At 60.8% G+C, this 17412-nt stretch carries 14 protein-coding genes; 7 read left to right on the forward strand and 7 right to left on the reverse strand.

Annotated elements, in window-relative coordinates:
- Positions 1–281: 281 nt before the first annotated feature.
- The 4 genes from AO065_RS00720 (at position 282) to gcvH (ending at position 4725) form a co-directional block, all read left to right on the forward strand.
- Positions 282–1283 (forward strand): extracellular solute-binding protein, encoded by a 1002-nt coding sequence (locus tag AO065_RS00720; RefSeq protein ID WP_004880608.1) that lies wholly within the window; start codon positions 282–284, stop codon positions 1281–1283.
- A gap of 154 nt (positions 1284–1437) precedes the next feature.
- On the forward strand, positions 1438–3054 hold the full coding sequence (locus AO065_RS00725) for an ABC transporter permease (RefSeq protein WP_004880606.1): 1617 nt from the start codon (positions 1438–1440) through the stop codon (positions 3052–3054).
- A 154-nt stretch (positions 3055–3208) separates the two neighbouring features.
- On the forward strand, positions 3209–4291 hold the full coding sequence (gene gcvT, locus AO065_RS00730) for a glycine cleavage system aminomethyltransferase GcvT (RefSeq protein WP_004880604.1): 1083 nt from the start codon (positions 3209–3211) through the stop codon (positions 4289–4291).
- A 47-nt stretch (positions 4292–4338) separates the two neighbouring features.
- Positions 4339–4725 (forward strand): glycine cleavage system protein GcvH, encoded by a 387-nt coding sequence (gene gcvH, locus AO065_RS00735; protein WP_004880602.1) that lies wholly within the window; start codon positions 4339–4341, stop codon positions 4723–4725.
- 51 nt (positions 4726–4776) lie between these two features.
- Here gcvH and AO065_RS00740 read toward each other — a convergent pair whose 3' ends face one another.
- The 3 genes from AO065_RS00740 to AO065_RS00750 form a co-directional block, all read right to left on the reverse strand.
- Positions 4777–5097 carry a DUF2388 domain-containing protein gene (locus tag AO065_RS00740; protein ID WP_004880598.1) on the reverse strand — a complete coding sequence of 107 codons (321 nt, stop codon included), beginning with the start codon at positions 5095–5097 and terminating at the stop codon, positions 4777–4779.
- A gap of 142 nt (positions 5098–5239) precedes the next feature.
- Positions 5240–7024: a type IV pilus assembly ATPase TfpB gene (gene tfpB, locus AO065_RS00745; protein WP_004880596.1), complete on the reverse strand. Its 1785-nt coding sequence runs from the start codon at positions 7022–7024 to the stop codon at positions 5240–5242.
- Positions 7025–7134: 110 nt separating this feature from the next.
- A complete protein-coding gene (locus tag AO065_RS00750; RefSeq protein ID WP_004880594.1) occupies positions 7135–7482 on the reverse strand; it encodes a hypothetical protein in 348 nt (115 codons plus the stop codon).
- 127 nt (positions 7483–7609) lie between these two features.
- Here AO065_RS00750 and AO065_RS00755 point away from each other — a divergent pair, with 127 nt between their 5' ends.
- On the forward strand, positions 7610–8077 hold the full coding sequence (locus AO065_RS00755) for an Lrp/AsnC family transcriptional regulator (RefSeq protein ID WP_004880592.1): 468 nt from the start codon (positions 7610–7612) through the stop codon (positions 8075–8077).
- 248 nt (positions 8078–8325) lie between these two features.
- Here AO065_RS00755 and AO065_RS00760 read toward each other — a convergent pair whose 3' ends face one another.
- Positions 8326–9693 carry a CYTH domain-containing protein gene (locus tag AO065_RS00760; RefSeq protein ID WP_004880590.1) on the reverse strand — a complete coding sequence of 456 codons (1368 nt, stop codon included), beginning with the start codon at positions 9691–9693 and terminating at the stop codon, positions 8326–8328.
- A gap of 162 nt (positions 9694–9855) precedes the next feature.
- On the opposite strand from AO065_RS00760, the gene argE reads away from it, so the two are divergent.
- Positions 9856–11004: an acetylornithine deacetylase gene (gene argE / locus AO065_RS00765; RefSeq protein ID WP_004880588.1), complete on the forward strand. Its 1149-nt coding sequence runs from the start codon at positions 9856–9858 to the stop codon at positions 11002–11004.
- Positions 11005–11125: 121 nt separating this feature from the next.
- A complete protein-coding gene (gene argA, locus AO065_RS00770; protein ID WP_004880587.1) occupies positions 11126–12424 on the forward strand; it encodes an amino-acid N-acetyltransferase in 1299 nt (432 codons plus the stop codon).
- Positions 12425–12770: 346 nt separating this feature from the next.
- On the opposite strand, the gene gshA is transcribed toward argA, so the two are convergent.
- The 3 genes from gshA to AO065_RS00785 form a co-directional block, all read right to left on the reverse strand.
- Positions 12771–14360, reverse strand: coding sequence for a glutamate--cysteine ligase (gene gshA / locus AO065_RS00775; RefSeq protein WP_004880579.1), 1590 nt, complete (start codon positions 14358–14360; stop codon positions 12771–12773).
- A 245-nt stretch (positions 14361–14605) separates the two neighbouring features.
- Entirely contained in the window at positions 14606–14989 is a 384-nt protein-coding gene (locus AO065_RS00780; RefSeq protein WP_004880578.1) for a PaaI family thioesterase, read from the reverse strand.
- The gene (locus tag AO065_RS00785) at positions 14989–17310 is read right to left on the reverse strand and encodes a Tex family protein (RefSeq protein WP_004880575.1); all 2322 of its coding nucleotides are present in this window, start codon (positions 17308–17310) and stop codon (positions 14989–14991) included. Before AO065_RS00785 ends, AO065_RS00780 begins: the two co-directional genes overlap by 1 nt.
- Between the last annotated feature and the right edge of the window lie 102 nt (positions 17311–17412).

Raw genomic sequence — 17412 nt, forward strand, 5'->3', positions numbered from 1 at the left:
TCAACTTTACGATGAACCAGTTTGATGCGCGACAGCGCTACGTCGAAGACGTGGTGGCGCCTCCCACAGGGTATGCATTCAGTCAGACACTTTCGTCTTGGCCCCCCGTTTTGCGCGTCTTCCGGACTTGTGTATAAGTACGAGCACTGAACATGGGCACGATCAGTCTTCCAAACGCGTTCTGGCTGCAACATCCAGTAACGCCTCCAGCGCCTCTTCGATTGAGATAGCAAATGGGATTCACTACCATTTCGCCTCATTTGCGAACGCGAGATACCTTCATGCAGGCAAGCAAGCGTCTTCTGGCTGCTCTGACACTGACTCTGCTGGGCGGCACCGCTCAGGCAGCCGACGAAGTGGTGGTGTATTCCTCCCGCATCGACGAGCTGATCAAGCCGGTGTTCGATGCCTACACCGCCAAGACCGGCGTGAAGATCAAATTCATCACCGACAAGGAAGCGCCGCTCATGCAGCGCATCAAGGCCGAGGGTGAGAACGCGACCGCCGACCTGCTGCTGACCGTCGACGCAGGCAACCTCTGGCAGGCCGAGCAGATGGGTATCCTCCAGCCGTTCACCTCGCCGGTCATCGAAGCCAACATTCCACCGCAATATCGTTCGTCCACCCATGGATGGACGGGCTTGAGTCTGCGGGCGCGGACCATTGCCTACTCGACGGACCGTGTGAAGCCCGCTGAACTGACGACCTACGAAGCGCTTGCCGACAAGAACTGGGAAGGCCGCCTGTGCCTGCGCACGGCCAAGAAGGTCTACAACCAGTCGCTGACCGCCACGCTGATCGAGACCCACGGTGCCGAAGCGTCCGAGAAAATTCTCAAGGGCTGGGTCAACAACCTTTCCACCGATGTGTTCTCCGACGACATCGCCGTGCTGGAGGCAATCAACGCCGGGCAGTGCGACGTGGGTATCGTCAACACCTACTACTACGGCCGTCTGCATAAGCAGAACCCGGATCTGGCAGTGAAGCTGTTCTGGCCGAACCAGGCCGACCGTGGCGTGCACGTCAACCTGTCGGGTATTGGTCTGACCAAATACGCGCCACACCCGGACGCCGCCAAGGCGCTGGTTGAATGGATGACCGGCCCTGAGGCGCAGAAGATCTTCTCCAGCGTGAACCAGGAATTCCCGGCCAACCCTAAGGTGGCGCCTTCCGATGAAGTGGCGAGCTGGGGCGAGTTCAAGGCCGATACCATTCCTGTCGAGGTGGCGGGCAAGCGTCAGGCAGAAGCCATTCGCATGATGGATCGCGCGGGCTGGAATTGATTTAATACGCGACCTCTGCTCGTTCCCACGCTCCGCGTGGTAACGCCGCTCAGGACGCTCTGCGTCCGCTCTCGAATGTGACGCGGAGCGTCACGGGCTGCATGCCCACGCGGAGCGTAGGCACGATCATTCCTTTACCGACTTCGAGAACCTCTTGGCCCATCCTGCCCAACGCCGCTGGTATCCACTGGTCTTTGCCATCGCCGCGCTGGTGCTGTTGCCGCTGAGCGTACTGCTGCTTTCCTGGCAAAGCATCGATCAGCAGATCTGGTCGCACCTGCTCGACACCCAGATGACGCGTCTGCTGGGCAACACCTTGATTCTGGTCGTTGGCGTCGGCGTGGGTGTGACACTGCTGGGTGTGAGCCTGGCGTGGCTGACCAGTCTGTGCGAGTTTCCGGGACGGCGCTGGCTCGACTGGGCGTTGATGCTGCCTTTTGCGATTCCGGCCTATGTGCTCGCCTTCGTCTTCGTCGGTCTGCTGGATTTTTCCGGCCCGGTGCAAACGCTGATGCGCGAATGGTTTGGCAGCGGCCTGCGGTTGCCCCGGGTGCGCTCCACGGGCGGGGTGATCATCGTTCTGGTGCTGGTGTTCTATCCCTACGTCTACCTGCTGGCACGCACGGCGTTTCTGGCTCAGGGCAAGGGCCTGATGGAGGCGGCACGTGTGCTCGGGCAATCGCCGTTGCAGGCCTTCTGGCGCGTGGCTTTGCCGATGGCACGCCCGGCCATTGGTGCGGGTGTGGCGCTCGCGTTGATGGAAACACTGGCGGATTTCGGAGCCGTGTCGGTGTTCAACTTCGACACCTTCACCACCGCCATCTACAAGACCTGGTACGGGTTCTTCAGCCTCTCCAGCGCGGCGCAACTGGCCAGCCTGCTGTTGTTGGCGGTGCTGATCCTGCTGTATGGCGAACGTCGTGCGAGAGGCGCGAGCCGTGCGACCAACGAGCGCCCGCGAGGTAAGGCGCTTTATCACCTGCGCGGGCTCAAGGCACTGGCTGCGACGTTCTGGTGTGGGCTGGTGTTTCTCTGCGCGTTTGTCGTGCCCGTGCTGCAACTGGTGGTCTGGGTCTGGCAGCGGGGCCGCTTCGATCTGGACGAGCGGTACACCGGTCTGATCCTGCACACCCTGTATCTTGGCGGCATGGCGGCGTTGATTACGGTCAGCGCCGCGCTGGTGCTGGCTTTCGCACGGCGCATGGCGCCCACACCTGCGATCCGTTCGGGCGTGAGCCTGGCCAATCTGGGCTATGCGTTGCCGGGATCGGTGCTGGCGGTGTCGATCATGCTGGCGTTCAGTTACCTGGACCGCGAACTGGTCATCCCCTTGTCGGGCTGGCTCGGTGGAGCGGGCAAGCCACTGCTGCTGGGCAGTCTGTCTGCGTTGCTGCTGGCGTATCTGGTGCGTTTCATCGCCGTGGCCTTCGGTCCGCTGGAAAACAGTCTCTCGCGTATCCGTCCGTCGCTGCCTGAAGCAGCACGCAGTCTGGGCGTCAGCGGACCGAAGTTGTTTCTCAACGTGTATTTGCCGTTGCTGGTTCCAGGCGCTCTGAGTGCCGCGCTGCTGGTGTTCGTTGACGTGCTCAAGGAAATGCCTGCAACCCTCCTGATGCGCCCATTTGGCTGGGATACGCTGGCCGTGCGTATTTTCGAGATGACCAGTGAAGGCGAGTGGGCGCGCGCTGCATTGCCCGCCCTGACGCTGGTGCTGGTCGGCCTGTTGCCCGTCATCGGGCTGATTCGCCGCTCTGCCCGTCAGATTAGCTAGGTGCGGGGCCATCACCTTGCGGCTACAATGCGCCGCAATTGGTGCGGTCTGTCAGACAATTCGACACGCTTTATTGGTTGCAAACCCCGACTCAGCGGGGGGCTTGCCGTGATGTGTCTGCCCGCACCTTCGCCACGCCCGGAAGGAGAAACCCATGGGACAGCGTACCCCACTCTTTGACCTGCACCTCGCGCTCGGCGCGAAGATGGTCGATTTTGGTGGCTGGGACATGCCGTTGCATTACGGATCGCAGGTCGAGGAACACCATCAGGTGCGTCGCGACTGTGGGGTCTTCGATGTCTCGCATATGAATGTGATCGATGTGCGCGGCAGTCAGGCCAAGGCCTGGCTGCGTTACCTGCTGGCCAATGACGTCGACAGGCTCAAGACGCCGGGTCGGGCCCTTTACAGCGCCATGCTCGACAATCATGGCGGCATCATCGATGACATGATTGTCTACCTCACGACCAGCGGTTATCGGCTGGTCGTCAATGCGGCGACCGGCGCCAAGGACTTCGCCTGGATGCAGTCCCGGCTGGAAGGGTTCGACGTGCAACTGGTCGAGCGCAGCGAGATGGCCATGCTGGCCATTCAGGGTCCGCAGGCCAGAAGCAGAATCGCCGAGTTGGTCACCAGCGCCCGTGCCGATCTGATTCGTCAGCTCAAACCTTTCGAAGGCCATGACAACGCCGATTGGTTCATCGCCCGCACCGGCTACACCGGCGAAGACGGGCTGGAAATCATGTTGCCCGCCGAACAGGCCCCGGGCTTCTTCAATGATCTGGTCGGTGCCGGTATTTCCCCGATTGGCCTGGGCGCGCGCGACACCCTTCGCCTCGAAGCTGGCATGAACCTGTACGGTCAGGATATCGACGAAAACGCTTCGCCGCTGGTGTCGAACATGGCGTGGAGCATTGCGTGGGAGCCTGCCGAGCGTGAGTTCATCGGACGTCGGGCGCTTGAGGCCGAGCGAGCCGCAGGGATCGCCTCCAAGCTGGTGGGACTGGTGCTTGAAGAGCGCGGTGTGTTGCGCGCCAGACAGGTGGTACGCATCGCAGAAATTGGCGAAGGTGAGATAACCAGTGGTAGTTTCTCTCCTACGCTAAGCAAGTCGATTGCTCTGGCACGCGTTCCGATGGCCACCGCTGACCGCGCCGAGGTCGAAATCCGCGGCAAATGGTACCCGGTGAGGGTCGTGCAGCCAGCGTTTGTGCGTCATGGCAAAGCCCTGATCTAACCTAATCTGGCGGGTTTTCCGCTGACCCCGATGTTGAGGATGACTAAATGAGCAATATTCCCGCCGAACTGCGTTTCGCCGAAAGCCATGAATGGGCGCGTCTGGAAGCTGATGGCACCGTAACAGTCGGTATCTCGGATCACGCACAGGACGCGTTGGGCGATGTCGTTTTCGTCGAGCTGCCGGAAATCGGCAAAACCTTCGCAGCGGGTGATGCTGCAAGCGTTGTCGAGTCGGTCAAGGCCGCTTCGGACATTTACGCGCCGGTTGCAGGCGAAGTGATAGCTGTGAATGAAGACCTGCAAGGTACGCCAGAAGGGCTCAACAACGACCCTTATGCTTCCTGGATATTCAAACTCAAGCCGGTCGACGCGACAGGTGATCTGGCAAAACTGCTGGATGCTGCGGGTTACAAAAGCGCCATCGGCGAGTAAACGCCGGACAAAAAAATGCCGCTCAATCGAGCGGCATTTTTTTGAGGACAATTACTGGTTTTCGGCAACCAGATTCTTGTCCAGGATCGCGTTGGCCAGTTCCATGTCGGTAGCCTTCAGGCCTGGGTTGTCCTGACGAACCTGCTGGATGGCAGCTTCCAGGAACGGGCCACGGATACCGCCGTCGCTGGCAACGAAGCTGCCTGCGTCGTCCTGAGCGGCAACGATCAGCTTGTGATCCTTGAAGGTCAGGTAAGTCGAGCCGGTGGTGGCACCCGAGGAAATCACGTTACGCCAAAAGGTGTCAGCCATCGCTGAACCCATCGGGATGGAAAGCAAGGCAACGGTGGCGACAGCAAACTTGAGACGCATGATGAGGTACTCCAACTGTGGTTGTTCTGACGGGTTGGATAGCCAAAGTCACGTACTAGTTCAATCAATGTGTACCAGCTTGTTCACTTTAGCTGCCGCGTGGCCCTGTCAGTTCAGCCTCAGGCATTGCGGCTTCACGCTTTCAGCGCTGTTCGCTTTGTGGCGTTACGCGCAGCACCTCTTCAATAGTAGTCAAACCGGCAGACACTTTCTGGGCACCGGACAGACGCAGACTGCGTGTGCCTTCCTTGAAGGCCTGTCTGCGCATGGCAGTCAGGTCCAGATCCGCGCTGATCAGTGACTTCACCGCATCCGACATCACCATGATCTCGTACACCCCCGCACGCCCCCTGTAGCCTGTTTCCCGGCATTCCACGCAACCTACGGCCTGATGCGCGCCGGATGGCACAGGCGCCTGCCAGGGGCGTGTCAGGGTCTGCCAGTCGGTTTCGTTCAGGTTGATCGGCGCCTTGCAGTGCGGGCAGAGCGTGCGCACCAGACGCTGGGCCATGACACCCAGTATCGTGGCCTTGAGCAGATAGTGCGGCACGCCGAGCTCCAGCATCCGGCTGATGGCGCTGGGCGCGTCATTGGTGTGCAGGGTCGACAGCACCAGGTGACCGGTCAGCGCCGCCTGAATCGCCATTTCAGCCGTTTCCAGGTCGCGAATCTCGCCGATCATGATGATATCCGGGTCCTGTCGCATCAGCGCGCGCACGCCGCTGGCGAAATTCAGGTCAATGTTGTGCTGGACTTGCATCTGATTGAACGCCGGCTCCACCATCTCGATCGGGTCTTCGATGGTGCAGAGGTTGACCTCCGAGGTCGCCAGCTTCTTGAGCGTGGTGTACAGCGTCGTGGTCTTGCCGGAGCCGGTAGGACCGGTGACCAGAATGATGCCGTTCGGCTGGCGGGTCATTTCCTGCCAGCGCCGCAGGTCATCGCTCGAGAAACCCAACTGGTCGAAGTCCTTGAGCAGCACCTCGGGGTCGAAGATCCGCATCACCATCTTTTCGCCGAACGCCGTGGGCAGCGTCGACAGGCGCAACTCCACCTCGCCACCCTCCGGGGTCGTAGTCTTCACCCGGCCGTCCTGCGGCTTGCGTTTTTCGGCAACGTTCATCCGTCCCAGGCTCTTCAGGCGGCTGACAATCGCCATGACCACTTGCGGCGGAAACTGGTAGACGTTGTGCAGCACCCCGTCGATGCGAAAGCGTACCGTGCCCTGTTCGCGCCGGGGTTCGATGTGGATATCGCTGGCGCGCTGCTGGAATGCGTACTGGAACAGCCAGTCGACGATGTTGACGATGTGCGCGTCGTTGGCATCGGGTTCCTGATCGCTGGCGCCGAGCTTGAGCAACTGTTCGAAGTTGCCCATGTTGCTGACTTTCTGTTCGGTGGCGCTGGCGCCGCTGACCGATTTTGCCAGCCTGAAGAACTCCACCCCGACGCGCTGGATGTCTATCGGGTTGGCGACCACGCGTTTGATCTGCAGCTTCAGCACGTGCTCCAGATCGGCTTCCCAGGCGCGCACATAAGGCTGCGAACTGGCGATGGTGACCGATTCGCGATCAACGGCCACGGCCAGGATCTTGTGGCGCTGGGCGAAGGCGTAAGACATTAGCGGCGTAACGGCCGCCACGTTGATTTTCAGCGGGTCGATGCGCATGTAGGGCTGGCCACAGGCATTCGCCAGCCAGGCGGTCAGCGTTTCGAGGTCGAGCTTCTTGCCGGGACGTTTCAGGTCATCGAACTGCTGGCTGGCAAGAAAGGCGAGCGGGTGCAGTTGAATGTTGGCGGCGCTGCGCCGCTGGGTGACCGCTGTTTCAGCGTCGTCCTGACTGAGCAAGCCTTGGGCGACCAGATCACGGAGTACATCGTTCAGATCGAGCCAGCGATCCTGTGAAGACGGGGCCAGGGATGCCATGCACGCTCCTTGAGGCAGTTCATCATCGGAAGATGAACAAGACTAGCTGCCAAGCGTGCCAGTGTTGGGCCTTCTATGCGACCGGGAATTTCCAAAAGGCCTTTCTGGATTCAGCCGGCAGCCAGCGCGACGAAGGTTTCTGCGGGCTGCAGCGATTCGCTGTGCGTCAGCTCGACCGAGCACACATCGATCAGATTGCGCATTTTTTCACCAATGACGCCCGCCCGGTGCCAGCTCAATCCGTCGACCTGCACGTCGATGGCCAGCAGTCCGTTCTCTCGCGTTACCTCGATGTGGCAGGGCGTCAGGTACTGCATCGCGAACAGGTTCAGCACCTGGCACAACAGCGCAGGTTCTGCCTCGGCGAGGATCTGATAGCGCACACAGCAGGTGTGGCTGGCGGACGACCAACTGTCGGGGCGATGTGCAGGGGTGAGAACGGTTTCGAGCGTGGGCATGCCGGTTTCTCCTGTGCGATTAAGAGAAATTCTTGCACGCGTAAAAAGAAATATCTGGTCCATGATGGAATGAATTACGCTTGTTTCGACTTGTTAATGCGTGATTGATGCTTCTGGAGAATTGTTTATGTCTGTCGATCTGGATGCCTATGATCGCAGGATTCTTGCCCTGCTCCAGGAGGATGCATCGCTGTCCAGCGCGCAGATCGCCGAGCAGGTCGGATTGTCGCAGTCGCCTTGCTGGCGACGCATTCAGCGGCTCAAGGATGAAGGTGTGATCCGGCGACAGGTCGCTTTGCTGGATCGCAAGAAGATCGGTCTGAATACGCAGATATTCGCCGAGGTGAAACTCAATGCGCACGGGCGCTCCAACTTCACCGAATTCACCGACTCGATTCGCGGGTTTCCTGAGGTGCTGGAGTGCTATGTGCTAATGGGGTCAGTGGATTTTCTGCTGCGCATCGTGACGCCCGACATTGAGGCGTACGAGCGGTTTTTCTTCGAGAAACTGTCGCTGGTGCCGGGGATTCAAGAGGTGAATTCGACCGTGGCATTGTCGGAAATCAAGTCTACGACGAGCTTGCCGTTGCGGTGAGAAACGACATACGTGAAACGCCTCGGATCGGACGCGGAGCGTCCTGAGAGGCATGCCCACGCGGAGCGATGGGCACGATCAGTGTTGAGGCAGACTTGTCTATAACGATGAGCGCAGAGCGTGCGGAACGATCCGTGTGGTGGAGATTTATGATCGTTACCACGCTCCAGCGTGGTAACGCCTCTCAGGACGCTCCGCGTCCGGCCGTGAGGTGACGCTTTGCGTCACAGTCCGCAGCGTGCGCGCTGTTACAAACGCAACAAGGTCTTCCAGGCGCGGCCCTGGAACACGGTCAGTGCCTGATGCACGCGAGCGTCCAGCACTTCGTCGCTGATGTCCTGATGAGCCAGTTCTTCCAGTTTCCTCAGCTCGCCATACAGACGATCAAGGTCCGGCAGGTCCAGCGCACCGCGCGCCCAGTGCAGCCAGGACTGGATGCGTTCGATGCGTGGCAGCTGTTCGGCCAGATCTTCCGGCTGCTGCTGATAACGACCCAATTGCAGCGAGGTGGCTTCGTCGGCCAGCAAGCGTGGCAGCCAGCTGGCCAGCAGCGCGGCGCCCTGACGGTTGCCACGGTTGTTGCGCTCCGTGGTCCAGCTGCGTTCCAGCAACCAGCGCGAGGTGTTCAGCGAGAACTCGCCCCAACGGGTGTCCTGCAACTCTTCAAGGAACTGCTCGTGAGCGGCAGCGCGCACGTCACCGTCTTCCTGACCGGCCAGTACCAGTGGACGCCAGTCTTCCAGCAAAGCGTCCAGCGCCGCACGCAGTTGAGCGGTCGAGGCGCGTGGTGCGGCTTGGCCAAGGCTGCTGGTCAGTGCACGCAGTTCGGCGAGCAGTTCGACCCAGTCCTGCAGCAAACGCCAGTGGCCGTTGAAGCGGTACTGCTCGGCCAGACGCTGGCTGCTGCCCAGCAGATGCCAGGCCAGTGCCGAGTAAGCGTCGTCCAGCGGCGTTTCTGCCGTCAGTTCAGGTGCCGCGAGGCTCAGCGAGTAGCTGCTGGCGTCGAGCAGGCGGTAGCCGCGCTCGGCCTTGCTGATGTCGCAGGGCATCAAGGGCAGGGTTGCGGCCAGTTCGGCGGCCAGTTCCAGCAGCGCGGCAGGCTCGCCTTCGCGCAGCTCGAGTTCCAGCTCGCAGATTTCTTCCTTTTGCTTGCCTGCCACCACTTGACCGAGGTCCAGTGCGGCTTCGATCACGACCTTGGCCTTGCCACGGCCCCAGGCAATCTCGGCCTTCTCGCGCACGAAATCGGTGGTGAACAGCGGCTTGATGGTTTTCTTGTCCAGCTCGGCCAGTTGCTCGGGCCAGCAATCGCCTTCCAGCTTCTTGAGGTCCAGCTTGGCCTTGGGCAGGTCCCAGTTGTACTCATTGCGCTCGGACAGACCGGCCACGCTCTGACCACGGGTCTTCATGGTCTGAATGATCTGATCACCGTCGCGGCGGATGCGCAGGGCAACCTTGGCGTGGGCCAGCTCACGTTCGGGCGTATCGAAGTACTGGTTCGACAGCTCGAGGCGCTCCCAGCCACTTTTGTTGCGCTTCTTGAGCAACGGGTGTTCACGCAGTGCAGCGAGGGTCTCGCGGCTGACGCGGAGTTTGATTTCTGTTTCTTTTTGCATGGCCGGGGGAATCCAAACGCTTGAGCTGATATCGGGAGCGCAGCCCGTGACTGAATGGCTGCTGAGGGCGGCAGTGTACAGGACATGGCCCTTAACGGTTTATTCCTGGGTCGTTATGACCCTATGATGGGGCGTGTTTCGACCCGATTACAGGAAGCGCTCATGCCCTTGCCGTCCATGAAAGACCAGTTTGCAGCCCTGATCGCTGCGCCGTCGGTAAGCTGCACCCAGCCTTCCCTGGACCAGTCCAATCGTCCTGTCATCGACCTGCTGGCCGGATGGCTCGGCGATCTGGGGTTCGCCTGCGATATTCAACAAGTGTCGCCCGGCAAGTTCAATCTGCTGGCGACCTTCGGCACAGGCCCCGGCGGTCTGGTACTGGCCGGGCACAGCGACACCGTGCCGTTCGACGAGGCCTTGTGGAAAACCGATCCCTTGAAGCTCACCGAAGTGGACGGGCGCTGGGTCGGTCTGGGCAGTTGCGACATGAAAGGGTTTTTCGCGCTGGTGATCGAAGCCGTGCGCGGCCTGCTGGATCAGCCGTTCAAGCAACCGCTGCTGATCCTCGCCACCTGCGACGAAGAAAGCTCGATGGCCGGCGCGCGGGCGCTGGCTGACGCAGGTCGCCCGCTGGGTCGTGCCGCAGTGATCGGCGAGCCGACCGGGCTCAAGCCGATTCGCATGCACAAAGGCGTGATGATGGAGCGCATCGATATTCTCGGGCGCAGCGGCCACTCGTCCGACCCGAGTCTGGGCCATAGCGCGCTGGAGGCCATGCATGACGCCATCAGCGAGCTTAAGGGGTTGCGCAAGCAATGGCAGCTCGAATACCGCAACCCCCAGTTCACCGTGCCGCAGCCGACGCTGAACCTGGGCTGCATCCATGGCGGCGACAACCCTAACCGGATCTGCGGCCAGTGCTCGCTGGAATTCGACCTGCGTCCGCTGCCGGGCATGGACCCGGATGTGCTGCGCGCGGCGATCCGGCAGAAGCTGCAACCGCTCGCCGAAATGCATCAGGTGAAGATCGATTACGCCCCGCTGTTCCCGGAGTGCGCCCCGTTTGAACAGGTGGCCGATGCCGAACTGGTGCGTGTAGCTGAACGACTGACCGGTCATACGGCGGCTGCGGTAGCATTTGGCACCGAAGCGCCTTATCTTCAGCGCCTTGGCTGCGAGACACTGGTGCTGGGGCCGGGCGACATTGCCTGTGCGCATCAGCCGGGGGAATACCTCGAAATGTCACGCCTGACGCCTACAGTGCATCTGTTACGCCAGTTGATCGAACATTATTGCCTGACCCCGCAGTGAGGCGGGTCGGATAACCTTGAAAAGGAGAGTGCGCGTGTTGCCAAGCCTGTTCCGACGATAACCGCCCAGCGTTGTGCGTGTTTCTGCCCTTCGTCCATTTTTTCTACAGGCTCTTGCTGTCATGCCCGAATACGTTAACTGGCTTCGCCATGCGTCTCCCTATATCAATGCCCACCGCGACTGCACCTTCGTCGTCATGCTGCCCGGTGACGGCGTCGCGCATCCGAACTTCGGCAACATCGTCCACGACCTAGTGCTGCTGCACAGCCTGGGTGTGCGGCTGGTGCTGGTTCACGGCTCGCGTCCGCAGATCGAAAGCCGTCTGGCGCAGCGCGGCATCACCCCGCGCTTTCATCGCGACATGCGTATTACCGATACCGAAACCCTTGAATGCGTGATCGATGCTGTCGGCCAGCTGCGCATTGCCATTGAGGCGCGCCTGTCGATGGACATGGCCGCCTCGCCGATGCAGGGCTCACGTCTGCGCGTGACCAGCGGCAACGTGGTGACAGCGCGTCCGATCGGCGTGCTGGAAGGTGTCGATTACCAGCACACCGGCGAAGTGCGCCGGGTCGACCGCAAGGGCATCAATCGCTTGCTGGACGAACGCCATATCGTCTTGCTGTCGCCGCTGGGCTATTCGCCAACCGGTGAGATTTTCAACCTGGCCTGTGAAGACGTGGCGACTCGCGCGGCCATCGATCTGGCGGCCGACAAGCTGCTGCTGTTCGGTGCTGAAACAGGCTTGCTGGACGAGCAGGGCCGTCTGGTGCGCGAATTGCGTCCGCAGCAGGTGCCTGCGCATTTGCAGCGTCTGGGCAGCAACTATCAGGCGGAACTGCTCGATGCAGCGGCCGAGGCCTGTCGTGGCGGCGTGGGTCGCAGCCATATTGTCAGCTACGCCGAAAACGGCTCGCTGCTGACCGAACTGTTCACCCGGGACGGTGGCGGTACGCTGGTGGCCCAGGAGCAGTTCGAACTGGTGCGCGAGGCGGCGATCGAAGACGTGGGCGGCTTGATGGACCTGATCACGCCGCTGGAAGAGCAGGGCATTCTGGTGCGTCGTTCACGCGAAGTGCTGGAGCGCGAGATCACCCAGTTCAGCGTGGTCGAGCGCGAAGGGCTGATCATCGCCTGTGCGGCGCTGTATCCGATTGCCGACTCTCAGGCGGGCGAACTGGCGTGTCTGGCGGTCAACCCCGAGTACCGTCATGGCGGCCGTGGTGACGAGCTGCTCGAACGCATCGAAAACCGCGCCCGCGCACTGGGGCTCACGACGTTGTTCGTCCTTACGACCCGTACCGCGCACTGGTTCCGCGAGCGTGGTTTCGAGCCAAGCAGCGTCGACCGCCTGCCTAGCGCGCGTGCGTCGTTATATAACTACCAGCGTAATTCGAAGATATTCGAGAAGGCGATTTGAGTCGCTGGCAAGCGTAATGATCGCTGAAGTGCTGACCGGACGCGGAGCACTCATTGTTATAAACACTGATCGTGCCCATCGCTCCGCGTGGGCATGCCTCCCGTGACGCTCCGCGTCACAAATGGCGCAGATTGCGGATCAAGTGAGCCCAGCGCATGACGTGAATAGCGCTGGAGCTCGGCCACGCATCTGCGCCGTATTCGAGAGCGGACGCGGAGCGTCCTGGGCGGCGTTACCACGCAGAGCGTGGGAACGATCATCACAAGTCCGATCCCATCAAGTTTGCTGCGCGATAGCGCCAGGTTGAAGACTGGGTGGCGCCCCCACCGAGGCTGTATTCCAGCCCTCAGTTACTGATCGCCAGAATACTCGCCTGATACGATCCGACGAAGGTGTCGAAATCCACCACTTCTTCGGTCGCTTCCAGTTCGGCCTGTTCGGCTATCGAGGTTTTCGCCAGTTCTTCGAAGTGCGCCTGCTCTTCGGCTGTCAGCGGGTGATTGCGGAAGTATTCGGCATGAAGCTGGCTCTGGCGCAACGAGAACCCGGTGAAGCCTTCGTTGTGCGCCCTCATACTTTCCAGCACCTGCGCCGACGGCGTCAGTGATGCATCAGCTACTTTCGCATGCTGCACCGCCATCGATTTCAGATGCTCGTCAGTGCCCTGAGCCTCGTCGAGCAACTGCGCAATCGGCGTGATCTTCTGCAGCAGTTCGTTGGCCCAGTCTTTCAGTTTGATCGGGTCGTTGTTGCGTAGCAGTTCCAGATCAGGGCGACGTCCTTCCTTGACCACGGTCAGGAAGTTGGAGCCTGCGTTCGAGCACTCGTGGTTGGCCAGTTGCGGGCTTTCCTCAAGGGCGCAATACAGCACGAAGGCGTCGATGAAGCGCGACTGCTCCAGGCTGATGCCGGTCGGCAGGAACGGGTTGATGTCCAGACAGCGGACTTCGACGTACTGCACGCCACGCGACATCAGCGCCTGAATCGGACGCTCGCCCGTGTAGGTCACACGCTTGGGACGGATGTTGGAGTAGTACTCGTTCTCGATCTGCAGCACGTTGGTGTTGAGCTGCACCCATTCGCCGTTGGCGTCGTGAGTGCCGGTTTCGACATAAGGCGCATAGGGCGTGGCAACGGCCTTGCGCAGGCTGTCGGTGTAGCTGACCAGATCGTTGTAGCACGGCGTCAGATCGGCCTGAGCGTTGCTCTGGTAGCCCAGATCGCTCATGCGCAGGCTGGTCGCGTACGGCAGATACAGCGTGTCGCCGTCGAACTGTTCGAGCATGTGCGGTTGCCCGCGCAGGAAGCCTGCATCCAGCGCCGGCGAGGCACCGAACAGGTACATCAGCAGCCAGCTGTAGCGGCGGAAGTTACGAATCAGCGCAATGTAGGAGTGCGACTGGTAGTCACGCGCGTCACCGGCAAAATCTTCGGTCTGCTTCAACAACGCCCAGGCGTCTTCAGGCAGCGAGAAATTGTAATGAATGCCGGCGATGCACTGCATGGTCTTGCCATAACGCAGGGCCAGGCCCTTGCGGTACACATATTTGAGCTTGCCGATGTTCGAGGTGCCGTAATAGGCAATCGGTATATGTTCTTCGTCCGGCAGCGGGCAGGGCATGGACGGGCTCCACAGCAGCTCGCGGTCCAGCTTGCTGTAGGCGAAGCGATGGATCCTGTCGAGGCTGTCGAGTGTCTGCACCGGGTCTTTGAGCGCCGGTGTGATGAACTCCAGCAGCGACTCTGAATAGTCGGTGGTGATCAGTCCATTGGTCAAAGCCGCGCCCAGAGCGGTCGGATGAGGCGTCTGCGCCAGGTGTGCCTGTTCGGTCACACGCAGGCATTCGCGCTCGATACCGTGCAGGCACTGCTCCAGCAGAGAGAGGTTGTTGCGCTCGCCGAGCAAAGCCAGACGACGGTTTAAAAGTTCGCTCAAGGTGGAATCCTTCACGCATCGGTCGCCCCGATATGGGGGTGGACATGACGGTCTACAAGGGTGAAGAAAGGAACTGGCGTTTTCGCCTGGTTGGGGTCTTTTGACACCTGTTCGCAATCACGGCTCTTCGTCGTACCACCAAATGGACTCGGCGCCACGCTAATGGTGCCGAAATTAACCCAAATCGGTCGCCTACAGCTAGATTCCGTTCTCAGCGATCACGTTCGTCCCGTGTTCATTGAAGTCTAGATGACGGCGAACGTGCCTTGAGCCTTGGCCACCAGCTTGTCGCCCTGAACCACTTCTGCCTCCACAACCAGCGTGCGACGTCCGGCATGCAACACCTTGGCGATGCACAGCACCTCGCCTTCGGACACACCGCGCACGTAGTTGATCTTGCATTCTATGGTCACGCTGCGCTGATCGAAGCCGTGGGAGCTGGAACAGGCCAGCCCCATGCTGATGTCGACCAGGCTGAAGATTGCCCCGCCGTGCATCACATTGCCGCGATTGCGCAGGTGCGCCTCCAGCGGCAGTGCAACTTCGGCGACACCTTCATCCAGGCGCCGCAGCTCACAGCCCAGCATCTTGAAAAAGGCGCTGTGGGTCAGGTCTTCAGGAATATCCATCAGCGCTTCTTCAACTGCTTGGCGTTGGCGAACAGCGAGGCCATGGCGTTGTTGACGGGCGCAGCGGTGGTGGTTTCCTTGCGTGGCGCGCTGTTCTGCTGGCGCGGCGACGAGCCTGGACGTGCGCCACGGGCACCGTCGATTTTCTCGCCCGGCGTGTCGCTCATGCGCATAGACAGGCCGACGCGTTTGCGCGGGATGTCGACTTCCATGACCTTCACTTTCACCACGTCGCCGGCCTTGACCGCTTCACGCGGGTCCTTGATGAACTTCTCCGACAGCGCAGAGATGTGCACCAGACCGTCCTGATGCACGCCGATATCGACGAAGGCACCGAAGTTGGTGACGTTGGTGACCACGCCTTCGAGGATCATGCCCAGTTGCAGGTCCTTGAGGTCTTCGACGCCGTCTTGGAACTCGGCAGTCTTGAACTCTGGACGTGGGTCGCGACCCGGCTTTTCAAGTTCCTGCAGAATGTCGGTCACGGTCGGCAGACCGAAGGTTTCGTCGGTGAATTTTTTCGGGTCCAGACGCTTCAGGAAGCTGGCATCGCCGATCAGCGAACGGATATCACGGTCGGTTTCCGCCGCGATGCGCTGCACCAGCGGGTAGGCTTCCGGGTGAACGGCCGAGGAATCCAGCGGGTTGTCGCCGCTCATGACGCGCAGGAAGCCTGCGGCCTGTTCGAACGTCTTCTCGCCGAGACGGGCCACTTTCTTGAGCGCCGCGCGGGTTTTGAATGCGCCGTTTTCGTCGCGGTGAGCAACGATGTTCTGCGCCAGCGTCGTGTTCAGGCCGGAAATGCGCGCCAGCAGGGCGACGGAGGCGGTATTCACGTCCACGCCCACGGCGTTCACGCAGTCTTCCACCACCGCATCCAGGCCGCGTGCCAGTTTCAGCTGAGAAACGTCATGCTGGTACTGGCCGACGCCGATGGATTTCGGATCGATTTTCACCAGCTCAGCCAGCGGATCCTGCAGGCGACGGGCAATGGACACTGCGCCACGAATCGACACGTCCAGGTCCGGGAATTCCTTGGCCGCCAGCTCCGATGCCGAATAAACGGATGCACCGGCTTCGGAAACCATGACCTTGGTCATTTTCAGACCTGGGTATTTTTTGATCAGGTCGGCTGCCAGCTTGTCGGTTTCGCGGCTGGCAGTGCCGTTGCCGATGGCGATCAGATCGACCGAATGCTTGGCACACAGGGCTGCCAGCACGGCGATGGTCTGGTCCCACTGGTTCTTGGGCACATGCGGATAAACAGTGGCGTAGTCGAGCAGCTTGCCGGTGGCGTCTACCACCGCAACCTTGCAACCGGTCCGCAGGCCGGGATCGAGGCCCACCGTGGCGCGCTGACCGGCCGGTGCGGCCAGCAGCAGGTCGTGCAGGTTATGCGCGAACACGTTGATCGCTTCGGTCTCGGCGCCGTCGCGCAACTCGCCCAACAGGTCGGTTTCCAGGTGGCTGTAGAGCTTGACCTTCCAGGTCCAGCGCACCACCTCGGCCAGCCACTTGTCCGCAGGGCGGCTCTGGTTCTGGATGCCGAAACGTTCGCCAATCATCAGTTCGCACGGATGCATGGTGCCCGGCAGCTCTTCGCCGACTTTCAGTGCGGAACTGAGAAAGCCTTCGTTGCGGCCACGGAAAATCGCCAGGGCGCGGTGCGACGGCATGCTTTCGAGTGGCTCGTCGTGTTCGAAGTAGTCGCGGAACTTGGCGCCTTCCTCTTCCTTGCCCGGTACAACACGCGCGCTGATCACGGCTTCCTGTTTCAGGAAACCGCGCAGTTTATCGAGCAGGGACGCGTCTTCAGCGAAGCGCTCCATCAGGATGTATTTGGCACCTTCCAGCGCGGCCTTTACGTCGGCTACGCCTTTTTCGGCGTCGACGAAGCGGGCGGCTTCGGTCTCGGGTGTCAGGCTCGGGTCGTTGAACAGGCCGTCGGCCAGCTCGCCCAGACCGGCTTCGAGGGCGATCTGGCCCTTGGTGCGGCGTTTCTGCTTGTACGGCAGGTACAAGTCTTCAAGACGGGTCTTGGTGTCGGCCAGCTTGATGTCGCGGGCCAGTTCCGGGGTCAGTTTGCCCTGCTCTTCGATGCTTGCAAGGATGCTGACACGCCGGTCGTCCAGCTCGCGCAAATAGCGCAGGCGCTCTTCAAGATGACGCAGTTGCGTGTCATCGAGGCTGCCGGTCACTTCCTTGCGGTAGCGGGAAATGAAGGGCACTGTCGAGCCTTCATCCAGTAGTGCTACGGCCGCTGCGACCTGTTGCGGGCGTACGCCGAGTTCTTCGGCGATGCGGCTGTTGATGCTGTCCATAAGACCACCTGGAATTGTGAGCAAAAAACTGGGCTTTTACGGTTTGCCTTGCCAGCGTCTGGCGCGTCGAGGTTTATTTATACGACTGGCGAACGGCCGTAA

Origin of the sequence: Pseudomonas viridiflava (assembly GCF_001642795.1) — a bacterium.
Taxonomy (GTDB): domain Bacteria; phylum Pseudomonadota; class Gammaproteobacteria; order Pseudomonadales; family Pseudomonadaceae; genus Aquipseudomonas; species Aquipseudomonas viridiflava.